This is a genomic window from Thermocladium modestius, from assembly GCF_055398215.1.
In genome coordinates, this window is record NZ_AP043731.1 from 420,354 (window position 1) to 433,180 (window position 12,827).

11 protein-coding genes are annotated in these 12,827 nt (G+C 47.6%); 7 read left to right on the forward strand and 4 right to left on the reverse strand.

The features are described from left to right. Window positions 1–143 precede the first annotated feature (143 nt). The 3 genes from ACZ5ZS_RS02100 to ACZ5ZS_RS02110 all read left to right on the forward strand — a co-directional run bounded on the left by ACZ5ZS_RS02100 (window position 144) and on the right by ACZ5ZS_RS02110 (window position 3,780). Window positions 144–746, forward strand: coding sequence for a cyclase family protein (locus tag ACZ5ZS_RS02100; RefSeq protein WP_188596238.1), 603 nt, complete (start codon window positions 144–146; stop codon window positions 744–746). 105 nt (window positions 747–851) lie between these two features. Next, on the forward strand, window positions 852–2,855 hold the full coding sequence (locus ACZ5ZS_RS02105; protein WP_188596239.1) for a (Fe-S)-binding protein: 2,004 nt from the start codon (window positions 852–854) through the stop codon (window positions 2,853–2,855). 94 nt (window positions 2,856–2,949) lie between these two features. Next, the gene (locus ACZ5ZS_RS02110) at window positions 2,950–3,780 is read left to right on the forward strand and encodes a hypothetical protein (protein WP_188596240.1); all 831 of its coding nucleotides are present in this window, start codon (window positions 2,950–2,952) and stop codon (window positions 3,778–3,780) included. Window positions 3,781–3,877: 97 nt separating this feature from the next. Here the strand turns inward: ACZ5ZS_RS02110 and ACZ5ZS_RS02115 are convergent, their stop codons facing one another. Then, on the reverse strand, window positions 3,878–4,852 hold the full coding sequence (locus tag ACZ5ZS_RS02115) for a hypothetical protein (RefSeq protein ID WP_188596241.1): 975 nt from the start codon (window positions 4,850–4,852) through the stop codon (window positions 3,878–3,880). Between the two features lie 177 nt (window positions 4,853–5,029). Here ACZ5ZS_RS02115 and ACZ5ZS_RS02120 point away from each other — a divergent pair, with 177 nt between their 5' ends. Together ACZ5ZS_RS02120 and ACZ5ZS_RS02125 are read left to right on the forward strand one after the other, a co-directional pair. Then, entirely contained in the window at window positions 5,030–7,555 is a 2,526-nt protein-coding gene (locus tag ACZ5ZS_RS02120; protein WP_188596242.1) for a YncE family protein, read from the forward strand. After that, window positions 7,552–8,028: an aminoacyl-tRNA deacylase gene (locus tag ACZ5ZS_RS02125; protein WP_188596243.1), complete on the forward strand. Its 477-nt coding sequence runs from the start codon at window positions 7,552–7,554 to the stop codon at window positions 8,026–8,028. The genes ACZ5ZS_RS02120 and ACZ5ZS_RS02125 overlap by 4 nt, the downstream gene beginning before the upstream one ends. Before the next feature lie 210 nt (window positions 8,029–8,238). Here ACZ5ZS_RS02125 and ACZ5ZS_RS02130 read toward each other — a convergent pair whose 3' ends face one another. Genes ACZ5ZS_RS02130 through ACZ5ZS_RS02140 form a run of 3 tightly spaced genes read right to left on the reverse strand, consistent with a single transcriptional unit; the run spans window position 8,239 to window position 10,984 of the window. Beyond that, window positions 8,239–9,264 carry an MFS transporter gene (locus ACZ5ZS_RS02130; protein ID WP_188596244.1) on the reverse strand — a complete coding sequence of 342 codons (1,026 nt, stop codon included), beginning with the start codon at window positions 9,262–9,264 and terminating at the stop codon, window positions 8,239–8,241. A 41-nt stretch (window positions 9,265–9,305) separates the two neighbouring features. Continuing rightward, window positions 9,306–10,520 (reverse strand): acyl-CoA dehydrogenase family protein, encoded by a 1,215-nt coding sequence (locus ACZ5ZS_RS02135; protein ID WP_188596245.1) that lies wholly within the window; start codon window positions 10,518–10,520, stop codon window positions 9,306–9,308. Between the two features lie 14 nt (window positions 10,521–10,534). Continuing rightward, complete coding sequence (locus ACZ5ZS_RS02140) at window positions 10,535–10,984, reverse strand: RecB-family nuclease (protein WP_188596246.1); 450 nt, start codon at window positions 10,982–10,984, stop codon at window positions 10,535–10,537. A gap of 265 nt (window positions 10,985–11,249) precedes the next feature. On the opposite strand from ACZ5ZS_RS02140, the gene ACZ5ZS_RS02145 reads away from it, so the two are divergent. Then, window positions 11,250–11,450, forward strand: coding sequence for an SDH family Clp fold serine proteinase (locus ACZ5ZS_RS02145; protein WP_229657677.1), 201 nt, complete (start codon window positions 11,250–11,252; stop codon window positions 11,448–11,450). A 100-nt stretch (window positions 11,451–11,550) separates the two neighbouring features. Next, complete coding sequence (locus tag ACZ5ZS_RS02150; RefSeq protein WP_188596247.1) at window positions 11,551–12,765, forward strand: NAD(P)/FAD-dependent oxidoreductase; 1,215 nt, start codon at window positions 11,551–11,553, stop codon at window positions 12,763–12,765. Window positions 12,766–12,827: the final 62 nt, after the last annotated feature.

The window sequence follows — 12,827 nt, forward strand, 5'->3', positions numbered from 1 at the left end:
TCCGTGATGCCGTCTCCACGAGGGGCACCGGAACCATTATGGCAAGCCCCAGTGGAAGGCGGAAAGAACTCTCGTCCCTTGGGCGGCAGCTCGTCAGCTAAGATCTAGATAGATATATTAGTATGCTTGGTCTCGGCTAATGCATGCAGATAGTTGATCTATCCATGCCGATACGGAATGGAATGTCATATTACCCCGGCGATCCGGAGCCTAAGGTGAGGGGCTATAAGACAATAGAAAAGGATGGATACAACATGCATGAACTAATAATGGGAACCCACACGGGAACGCATGTTGATGCTCCTGATCATTTTCTGATTGGAGGGAAAACTGTAGATGAATTGGATCCCCTTGCCTTTAGCGGCAAGGCGATTGCGGTGTTATCAAGGGAGAGAATAGTTCATTCTACTGATTTAACAGGCGTGGAAAACCACGACGTTGTCTTGATATATACGGGCACCGGGGATGAGTTGCTGGGAGGGCCTGTGGATGTAAGCAGGATAGGTTTGTTGGATGAGGGAGCGGCGAAGGCGTTGGTGGGCAAGGTAAAGGCGGTGGGAATAGATTCTCCCTCAGTAGGATCTCCCGAGGTTCATAGAATACTGCTATCCAATGGCATAGTGATAATAGAGAACGTATCGAGTCAATTAAAGACATTGGTGGGAAAATCATTTCAACTATACTGCTTGCCCTTACTTATAGCAGGCGTAGACGGAGCTCCGGCGAGATGCGTGGCAATTCTTTGATGCAGTCAGCAGGCTCATAAGGCATCATGGGCTCAGTCGGCTCAGCATCATCATGAATAGATCGGGAGGCAATGCTTTTAAAGATTTTACTCGGCTATTCTTCCAATGAATAATTTACAGGTATGCTATGTAGAATACTATGGTTTGCCACGGTCTCCATCTATGATAGCCGTATATGGATTAGCCGTTCTATCCGTGGTTTTGTTTTTTTATATTCTACAAGTGAGACTAAGAAAATATGAAATAGGATTGTGGGAATTCATATCAATAGTATTAAAGGGATATCAGGCATGGATTCCGTTTCTAAAGGACTTACTAAGCCATAGGAAGTTCCTGAAAGAGGAGAAGCTGGGCGGAGCGGCGCATTTAATGATATTCTACTCGCTCGTCGCGTCACTAATAGGGACCATATTGGTGGCCATAAATCAATACTCCGGTATATTTTTCTCTAAGCAAGTATACTGCGGCCCGCTTTTCCTTGCCTATAGTGGCTTCGTGATGGATGTGACGGCTTGGGTGATGGTGCTGGGCTCCATATTGGGCATATATAGGGTTGTAAAGAGGCGGGAACTGTATACGGGCATGGAGTACTATAGTAACATAGGTTTCCTGCTGGGCTTGATATACTTGGCCATAAGCGGTGCATTCATAGAATCCTATAGATTCACGGGAAGGAATCTCACTCAATACGCGGTATTCATGCCCAATGCCTACATGCTCTCATTCCTGCACATATCCAGGGATGGCTATTACGCGCTCTACTACTCCCACTTCCCCATTGCCTTCCTCTTGATAGCTATCCTCCCCGCCACAGCTATATTCCACTCAATATTAGGGCTATATAACTACATTCTAAGCTATGGCCGTCCCCTCGGCGAGTTGAGGAAGCCCTTCGATCTAAGGGAGATCTTGGAGAAGGAAAACCCGGAGATGCCCAAAGTAGGATATACATCCGCATCCGAGATCCCCAAGCTGGATAAATTAGAGGCATTGGCATGCACGGATTGCTTCAGGTGCCAAGATAATTGCCCAGCCTATGCGGTGGGCCGTCCTCTCTCTCCAATGATGATAATCACCAAGGTGAAGCAAGGACTTGAGGTGGCCGGCAAGAATCAGTTAATTGATGGTTCAATTGCAGATGATGAATTATGGGCATGTACCACTTGTGGTGCATGCATGGAGGCCTGCCCCGTCTATATACGGCACGTCGATTACATAGTAGACATGAGGAGGAACTTAGTTATGAATATGAGAATGGATCAAAAGAAAAGCGGTCTTCTTCTCAATCTCTCGCAATCCAATAACTCCCTTGGCATGAGCAATGCAGGTAGGCATGATTGGTTGAAGGAGCTTGGGGTCAAGACAGTTCAAGAAAATCCCAGCTTTGAGTACCTGTTCTGGGTGGGCTGCATGGGTAGCTTTGATGCGAAGGCCAAGGAGATAGTCAAGTCATTGATTGAAATACTGAGGGGGGCTGGCATGCTTGATAAAATAGCAATTCTAGGCGATGAGGAGACCTGTTGTGGAGATCCCGCAAGGAGGTTGGGCGAGGAGGGACGGTTCCAGGAAATAGCCATGACCAACATAGATTTATTCAAGAAATATGGAGTCAAGAAGATATTGACGATTTGCCCCCATGGATTCAACACGTTTAGAAATGAGTATCCCAAACTTGGATTGGCGGGCGTCCAAGTCATTCATCATGTGGAGTTGATAAATGAATTGATCAAAGGTGGTACGTTAAAATTGAAGATAAACGTCGATAAGCTGACGATACACGATCCATGTTATTTGGCTAGAAACAACGATGTGGTGAAGCCCCAACGCGAAGTGGCCAGCGCGCTGGGCAATTTGGTGGAGGTGGATAGGTATGGTAAAAACACTTTCTGTTGCGGCGCCGGCGGCGCCAATTACTGGTACGACGTTCCTGAGAGGAAAAGGATAAGCCATGAAAGATTCGAGCAACTCCAGGCTACGGGCGCAAACACCATAATAACGCTTTGCCCATTCTGTAATGCCATGTTGGATGAGGCATCGAGGGCAAAAGGATCTCAAGTCAAGGTACTGGATATATCCCAAGTGGTTAAATCATCGATTAATGATAAATAACATGTGGTATTCCAAGCCCGTTTTCTTTTCTTCCATCCAATAAAAATTTAAAGCATCATTAATCTACGGAGGACTGGTCTTAGCCGGGATCCACGTGGATGCATTCAAGGATTTGGGGAATGAGGATTACAGAGCATTGATGAGGAGGATAGCCGGGCTGCCCGAGGAAACCATGCGTACGGTGTGCAAATATTTGGAACTAGGCATGGTTGTTGATTCGAAGGGGAAGGCTTATGTCACGTTGAATGGAACATTGATGCTCCAAGGATCCCAATTGGGCCGAGATCTGGTGGAGGCCGGGATTGGAATGGAGGTGAGTGGGTTGGTGGTTCTGCCCGGCTTCTTCTCGTGGACTTACTGGGTGAGGCCCATATGTCCTGATCTGGAGGGGGAGGAGTTCATCAATGTACTGCCCATGCAAGTGTTCGGCGTCGGCGTCATCCCATACGCAGAGCTAGGCGGTGTGGAGCAGGGATTCGCGGAGCTTGTTAAGGGCGTCGGCTTCTATATGGTGGGCCCTATAAAGGATGTATTGATGCGGACATGGATAATGGATGGAATGACCTTTGACGAAAACGTGGATCTATTGGTTATAGCTGACAATGAGACAATAGCCCATAAATACGTCGATGCGAGGCGCAGCGTTCACATGGGATTATCATCGCTTGAGCGATACGCACAATATGGATTCGATAGATTGGTCCTAATGCATCCCTTCGTCTCTAGGCAGTATCATGATGAGGTAGTCGCCAAGCTGGCTTCGCGTAGCGTGATTTCCACCGCCGGCTACCTTGTATTGTCAATGGATGAATACGAGATAAACGGGGTCACAATATATAAATGGCCATTGATTAACTACATGTTGTCCAGGAGCCTTAACGTGATGCAGAGAAACATGGAACTCAAGAGGTTCATTTCAATGTAGCCACCTCAGATCGGCCTCTATAGATTGCCTGGAAATACTTAATTCCAGACCTAGGCCGGTTCTATTGAGTGATGAATTATATTTGATGATGCGTGATTTACGATCCAGGCTGCTGACCAATATGTGCCCTAACTAAGCCCAGCCTTAACGCATTGCTCACTCCCCGCTTATAGCCCAGCACCCCGAATATCACTACTACGACAATTACCAGGAAAAATCCCACTCCCAGGGAATGCAGGTTATGTACTTTTATGGGAGTTATTATATTATAATTAAGCAGTTGAGGCCACTCCAGTATTGCGGCTCCTGCTATGATGAATGCCAGCCCCCCGTACTCCAGCACCATGGTGGTTATCGTCTTTCCCACCACGGCTATTCCGGCCATTGTTAGATTCTTCATCCTGGTTAACCAAGTTGCAAATAACGTGCCAAACATTATCTGAGCCGTCATTGTGCCTAAGCCGAAGAGCAGGCCGGGCACGAAGCCTAGGTAGGGAGATGGCATCGATGGAGCTAACACGGTGTATATTATCAATGCAAATGCGCCGAAGCCGAAGCCAGCTATGAAGCCGTGGAGGAGAGCCAGCTTCACAGGAACGGGTTTCGTGAGGTCCCTTTCATTTACTACCGCTGGGTTTATTTTGTGCTTTAATTCCTCCTCCTGTATTTGGCTCCCCTTCTTATGTATCCCCGTTAATATGCCCAGCTTCCTCTCTAGATAATGCCAGTGAAGGTATTCCCCATGCCTTGATATGTAGAGGCCAGCCGCCGCCATGGCTATGCCCACCATTATGTATGTAATGCCAAATGCAGTGGTGGTCATGAATAGGCCGGCCAATGCTAGGTAGGCCAGCTCCGATAATATTGCCCTCTGGGCGGTGAATCCAGCCGAAAATGTGAGCCCGGTCTTTGCTCCTCCCTTAGCGCTGAATGTGCCCACCGAATAGGAGAAGGTTATTGGCCACGTATGTTCGTCTGGGGTAACTCCATGCACTATTCCCAGCAAGTATGAAATTATCAACGCGCTTATGAAATCCACGTTTTGCGGGTTCCATAGGTTTATGGTAACCATATTCATTAGGGTTGCCCTAATTATTATATAAGCCTTTCTCCCATGCTTAAGAAAAATGGCCGAGCGCCATTTGTAGGAGGATAGATTCCACAGCGTCTGATAACCTAGGCGGGAAGTCCATGGAGCGATCTTTGTCGAGGAAGAGAATGCTTAAATATAAATATAGGAACCTTTCCCATGCGTTACTTAATTTTGGCGTTAATAGCAGTAGCCATGGCCGTTACTTTGCATGCTGCGCAGTTCAACGTGACCTACTCCGTGCTATTCAATGAATCTCTCTACTCGTATCCTGGATTAAATGTGCTTGCAATAAATCCATACTTGGGGTACATCTATGCCCTGAATCCGCAAGGATATTATCAAATAAGCTTGAGCGGGAGACCCGTGGCCAACGTCACGTTGTGCGCATCGCCGTCCGATGTTGCCGTCGATACATCAACTGGGACATTATATGTAACTTGCCCTCAACAGAATGAGTTAATCGAGGTGAGCCCAAGTGGCTCCACCACTGTGGTGCCGCTTCCCTGGACCCCTATTTCCGTGGCCGTTAACCCCCTCACTCACGTGGCGTATGTCGCGGCAGTCACCAGCAATAAATTGGCCGTGGTGAGGGGCACAAATGTTCAATTGATAATAATGGGATCATCGCCAACCATTGACTGGTCGCCCTCATCCGTGGCCGTTAACCCATCGAATAACTTAGTCTATGTATTATCGCAGGGAGCAAGCACCGTCACCATAATAAACGCCACATCAAGGCAAGTAGTATATGTGATCCACTTGCCGAGCGCACCCGTGGCGGCCGCTATAAATAATTATACTGGAACGGTTTACATCTTGACGTCGTCTGCCACGTATGTTGTGGAGGGCTTTGACGTGGTGGGCACAATACCCATAGGCGGTTCCAGCCTGGCGTTGGACCCCTTCAACAACATCCTCTACATAGTTCAAGGCCAATCGCTGTACGCCGTGTTCCTGTCAATGGGCTACGATACGGCGGTGCAAATACCGGTTCAAAACAAACCAACCTCGGTGGCAATAAATCCATACTCCCAACGCATATATTTATCCCTCTCCGGCTCGCCCTCCGGCGGCTCATTGGATATAATCAATTACCTGCCCAGCTCCACAGGCACTTATCCAGTCACCATTGTGACGGGCAGCAATTCCACGTGGGGTTTATCATTGAACGGTGCACGTCCCACTTGGTTCACGGGTCCGAACGCTACTATTTACTTGGGCAATGGAATATATAGTGCATCGCTTTACCTTCCATCCAATACATCGTATCCAATCAATATAGGAAGCTTTGTCGTCCACTACTCCACGGTAACCATAACGATACCCACCTACCAGCTCTCGGTGGGAATAGGGCCCGTGGCTGGGTTTAAGTGGAGCATTCACTTATCTAATGGGGAATCCATAACCACCTCCAACTCATCTATCATGCTTTACCTTCCAATCGGGGAGTACGGCTATGTCGTCGATTTCCCCAACTTCACGGCTCCAGTGGTTTCCGGAAGCATAGTGTTGAGCGGTCCCTCCTCAATATTCATACCCACCGAATCATTGACATTCGGCGAGGAGGGATTGGGCCTTAACTTCACGTGGGGACTCAACGTATATGGCACCTCCTTCTCCGGCAATGGGATTAGCATAATAACGTTTTTAGGACCGGGGCAGGTAATTAAACTATATGTTCCTCAAGGATCATATCTATACAGCGCGACCGTGCCCTTCGGTTATAAATCCACGACGGCATCAGGCCATGCGGGCCCCATCAACGTAATTCGGTATGCTCTTCAGACATACCCGGTCTACATCTCGGTGAACTCATCTACCTTAACGTACCCGATCTCCATAACTGGCTCCATCATAAATGGATCCAGCGTGAATATGGTGGAAACCGTGACCGGCTCCCTCTCCCTTTCCCTGCCAGATGGTAGATATAGCATATCGTTTGGCCCGGCATCCCAGGGAAGTTACTCTAATGTGGCAACTCCAATTAAGGGGGGAATTCAAGCATCCGTTTGGGGAAGCGGCGTTAACATCACCGATCAATACGTGGTGAATAGGTATCCATTAAAGATAAGCACAAATGGCTTGAGCGGGGCTTCTGCGGCAATTTCATTAAGCGGAAAGGATTTCAACGGCTCTGCAATAACGAGCAGCATATCGATTAAGTTGCCCAACTCGACCACTCTTTACATGCCCGACGGCTCCTACTCTATATCTGCATCGCCGGCCCAGTACGGCTCGTACAGCAAGGCTTTGACTCCGGCTCCCACAAGCGCTAACGTCGTTGTTAACGGTTCATCGGCCAGCGCTAACTTCACCTACAATACCGCCTATTACGATGTGTATATAACTGTGAATCACATTGGTTTATTGGGATCCAAGGAATGGAGCATAACGGTGAGCGGAGGCGAGTTTAATGGTCAATACCTAGATCAAACCTTCACGGAAGTCGGGCCAACAGCCGTGATATCTTTGCCGGATGGCGATTATCAATATAAGATAGGGGCCAGCCTATATATAATAACCGGCTCATCGGGCCACCTATTCATAGATGCCGTGCCGGCCACCGTTGTCGCATCAGTCTACTCGATAATATTAATAGCTATAATAGTGGCCATAATAGCCGTAGTTGCTTTCTTCGTGGTTTGGCGTAGAGGCTACCTGAGCAGGGGAGAGCTTTCGTGAAGGGACCAAGCGATCTGGAGAGCTTCATTAAAAGGAATGGTATAATGGCCACGCTGATGGTAGTCGGAGATGCAGCCACATCTATGAAGGCCGCCGCCTCCCTTGGCATAGATATTGATAGAATCATGAAGACCGTGATCTTCCTGGATGATTTGGAAAGGCCGCTTGCCGTTATGTTGAGAGGATCAAGGAAGGTGAATCAAAACGCGTTGGCCAAACAATTGGGGGCTAGGAAGATTAGATTAGCTGCTAGGGAGGAGGTAGTCAAGTTAACCGGGTATGAGGCTGGCGGGGTCCCTCCAATAGATCTGCCCCTAGACTCCGTGTTGGATTCGGAGTTAGCCTCAATGGGGGGAGTAGTGTACGCTGGGGGTGGAGACTCAAGAACCTTGCTTGAGATAAGCATTGAAGATATAATTAGATTACAACATCCCAGGATATTGTCTGTATCTATCCCTCAACAATTGCAATGAGTTTTACAATAAAAGGCGAGACTTATCAGTGATTATCTATGAGAAATGCAGTTATTCCCTCATAAAGGATCCATTAAGGACTTGATGAAGCATCGCTTAGAGGGTCTATTTATCGTCCTTGACAGCATAATGCATGCCCGTCCTCTCCGTCAATAAAGTAATGTTGGCGGCATCGTGTCTCTTCCGTTCACTATTTATGGAATTTGGCGTTCACGGACTTGCATCCTCTTTCCCATAAATATATACAAGGACGGCTATTAAGATTGAGATCAACGACGATGCTTGAACGGCTACTATGGGTTCATTTAAGACAGCGGACGATATGTAGCCGGATAACCATCCTAGTTGCTGCATGGAATTTATCACTGCATAATCCCGTGGACTACTGGCCTTAACCCCCTCAAGTGATAGCGGTATTATGGATTCCCAAAAGCCATAAAAGACCGCGAATATATAATTAATGCTCAATAATCCTATTAATGAAAATAGACCTATATTCACTGCTAGGAAGGAGTTCCTCTTTATCCTAGAACCAATCAGCGCAGAGATCATTCCCATTAACTCAGCTATTGTGGCTATGATCCCAATTGAGGAGTAGCTCAACTTGTAAATGATCTTATCCACCAAATATACATAGGGGGAAGCCAACGCTATTGGCAGTATCACCAGGAAAGGGATCAAGCTGGAGGTCTTTGAGGATTCATTGTGATTAGATGCAATATCATTTATCGTAATTAATGGCGCGGCGGAGATCAGCACGGCCGCCCCGCTTAGCAGGAAATCCATCTTTAAGGAAAGCGCTGTGGCCACGTACCCTCCGATGGTTGGCATTATTATCGAAGGAAGAATCGATATTCCCCAAATCCTCGCTATGGTTCCTCTTCCCATGCTGCTCATGTACGCGTAGAAGTGGGGGAGAGATAAGAAGAATAGATAGTAGAGTACCAAGGAAAATAATGCTGATGTCATGGAATTGGCAAAGCCTAGGGTCATTAGGCCAAGGCCTGATAATGTCATGCCTAGGGTCATTGTGCGTTTTATTCCGATCACTTTGCCCAACACAGCCCCTAAAATGGGTATAGGTACCGCGGCGGCAGTTAGGATGGTATAGAACAGTCCCAATTGGGTCTCCGGCATGAACTTCACAAGAAATATGGAGAGAAAGGGATAGTATGTGTAATAGCCCACTCCCCACAAGGTCCAACTCACGGCTATGGCCAACTCATCCCTCCTCATGATGTGCCCACTTTTCGTTTTAAAAAGGGTAAGGATTCGGGCTAGACTTCCTTGCCTATCTTATTCCTCGCCACTATCAGTCTCATTATGTTGGCGGCCCCCTCCGCGCCCACGTAGTAGCTGAGGGCGGAGAGAAGAACCCTGGCCTCGGGCAATTCCTTGAAGTAACTCATGCCTCCAAACCACTTCATTACCTCCAGCGCAGCATCGACGGCCAACTCCACAGCGGTCATCTTGGCCATAGCGCCTAGGGTGGCCACCTCCAGTATATCGACGTTATCCCCCCTCAGAAACGCCTTGTCAGCTGCCCATACCGCCTTGAACATTAGCAGCTCGGCCGCTTCCAATCGTGTGGCAAGCTCCGCGTACTTGAAGCTTATTCCCTCATATGATGCGATGGGTTTCCCGAACACTTGCCTCTCCTTTATCCATTTCCGCCCCTCATCCAATAACCATTTGGTTGCTCCTATCGATGCTGCGGCTATCATGGTTCTCGCCAGATCGAATCCCTCCATGGCTATCTTGAATCCACCATTTACTTCCCCCATTACTTGGGAATCCTCCACCTCGAAGTCCTTGAACCGCAATAGGCCGGTGGGAAGCCCTCTCCTACCTATTTCCTCGTAGTCGCTATACTCGAATCCCTCCATGGTCTTCCCATGTCTCTTTATGAGCGGGAGGAAAACCGTTAATCCTCTATGCTTTGCCTCAATGGGCCCGGTTCTGCCGATCGTGACGAAACCCCCCTCCTCCAAATAATTAGTTATCAGCGATATGCCCGTCACTATGTTCTTCTCCCCGTTCAATATCCATTTACTTCCCCCCCTCTTGGCCTCCAGCTTGAATGATGCTACGTCGCTTCCCCCTTGGGGTTCTGTGCTCGCTATGCCTATGAAGGCCTTTCCACTGGCCACCAATGGAAGCACTTCCTCCTTAATTGAATCGGAGCCGTGTCGTTGAACCATGAAAGGCCAAGCATTGTTTAGAAGATAATATACTGCAGTGGCGAGCGATGGATCGCCATATGCTAATTCCTCCGTCGCCAAGGCCACCATGGTGAAGGAACCATCGCCTCCCCCATACCTGGAGCTGAACGGTATGCCCAGCAACCCCACCTCCCCCATTCGCTGGATTATATCTATCAATTTATACTTTCCATCATCTAATTCAATCCAATTCGGTTTCACGTATCTATCCACGAACTCCCGCGCGGATTTTCGGAATAGCTCCTCTTCCTGAGTGAAGGAGAACTCCATGTAGATTCAGCTGCCTAGCCATTATTTAAGCATTGCATTAATTTATCCAACCCTATTGCCAGCATAGCGATACCGCCCACGTTAAATTGAGTGGAGTGGGCCTCTATTGAGTTGGGTAACTTCAGTTCTTGATCGGAGCCATCTACTATTATCATTATTTTTCCTCCCCCCTCAACCGCCCGTGCTAAATCGACTGTTCCTCCCCCAATCCTCCGCAACACTACCACCCTATCCGGTGCAAGCAGGTTTATGGCATCCAGCGCATCTGGGAGAACCAGGAGCGAGGCCGAGTGCCTTACTGCTATCTTAAATGCCTCCCCCACTCCTTGCTGTGCAGCTGCTCCATACACCCTAGTCAACACCAAATTCTTCACTCCAAATCCATAAACCATTCTGACGAAGTCCAACATCCTGGTTATGCTGGATACATTGTTCACCACCACGATCAAATCATTGCAATTCATGTATTGCCTCCCCTGCCTCCCCTTTTAATCGGATGCGTTTCCACGCATCATACAATTCATGTCGTATTAATCGAGTCACTGCCGTAAAATGCGCCTTCGGAGCAGGGAGATCAATTGCAGGGCGTAGTGGTCAAAGGCTTTAAATATTGCGAAAAATAATTACATGAAATGACAAGGGATATTTTCTGGCCAGCATGGAGGCTAAAATTGCTGAATCGAGGATAAGGTAGGCAACGAGAAGGCTCAAGAAATAGCCGATAAATTAGTGGGTGGCTATTATACGCATGATTACCCAATCACGGTTGAGCAATTAAGGGATATGGGTATTAAGGTATCCACCAATGTGCCGCCTGAGGCATATCAATTAATGTCATTGTATCCACAAGCCAGGACCAATAGGCCCGGGATAGAGTATTTGCCGTATCCTGCAATTCCGAGGCCTAATGTTAAGGAGGTCAATAGATGAAATTAATATATTGGCTTTTTTGCTAAAATTAATGTTGGACTTTCGCAATTGCGGAGAAGTAACTAGAAAATTTTAAATAAATTATTTTGCTTTTAATTAAATGGATAATAATCGCATAGATTACTTGATAATTGGAGGAGGGTTGGCTGGACATAGTGCTGCGAAACAATTAATTAATGCTGGATCCGTCGTGATGGTAACCGAGGAAGGGTTTACCCCTTACGATAGACCGCCTCTTTCCAAGACATATCTGAGGGGAGAGGTGGATGAGTCATCAATATTTTTCGAGCCGGAAATATATAAGCATGGAGTTAAGGTGATTCTGAGGAAAAAAGTGGAATCCCTCGATTCCAGGGAAGGAATAGCTATATTAAGTGATGGAACTACAATTGAGTTCAGCAAGGCATTGATTGCGACAGGAGGAAGGCCTAGAAAGCTGGGAGTGCCCGGCGAGGCTGAGGTCGGCGTGACGTATTTTAGGACATTAGATGATGCTCGCTCCATACGGGAAAGGGCGAGGGGAAGCAAGGCCCCATTAGTTGTGGGCGCTGGGTTTCTTGGAATGGAATTAGCGGCCAGCTTGGCCATGATGGGATTAAGGCCTACGGTTGTGGAGGCCAAGCCCCAAATATGGAGTGGATTCATGGATGAGAAAACTGCAATGGTAATGCAGCAATACTTTGAGGCCAGGGGGGTTTCCTTCATATTGGGCGAAACCATAAGGGAGTTCCAACGAAACCTAGCGGTGGTTGGAGATGGCAGAGAAATAGAGACCGATCTAGTTGTTGCATCAATCGGAATAATACCCAACTCGGAGGTGGCGCAGAGGAGCGGCATATCAACTGGGAATGGAATTATTGTTAATGAATACTTGGAGACCAATTCCCCCGGAGTGTATGCGGCTGGCGATGTGGCCAATATACTGGATCCAGTAACCGGCGATAGGCGTAGGATAGAGCATTGGAACAATGCGGAGTACACAGGCAAATTAGCGGCGGCAAATATGAGAGGATCTAGATCGCGATATGACTTCTTATCCACAATATGGTCCGACGTATTCGATCTGCACTTGGAGTCCGCCGGTGATGCTGTTAATAGGGACGAGGAATTGGTGAGAGGCAACGTGAATAAACCATCGTTTGTCACCATTTACCTGAGGCGGGGGATCATAATCGGATACTTGGCTGTTAATAGGGATTACGGAGAGCTGGAGGTACTCAATAAATTGATAATTAATAAATTCGACGCATCCAGCCATCGCAAGCAGTTGGTAAGCGAGGAGTTCGATTTAAGGAGCTTGGTTGCTTCAAATTAGCTTCTTCCAGTTTAATGTTGGCTGATCAACCAAGTTATCATTAAACTCCCCTTTATAACTTG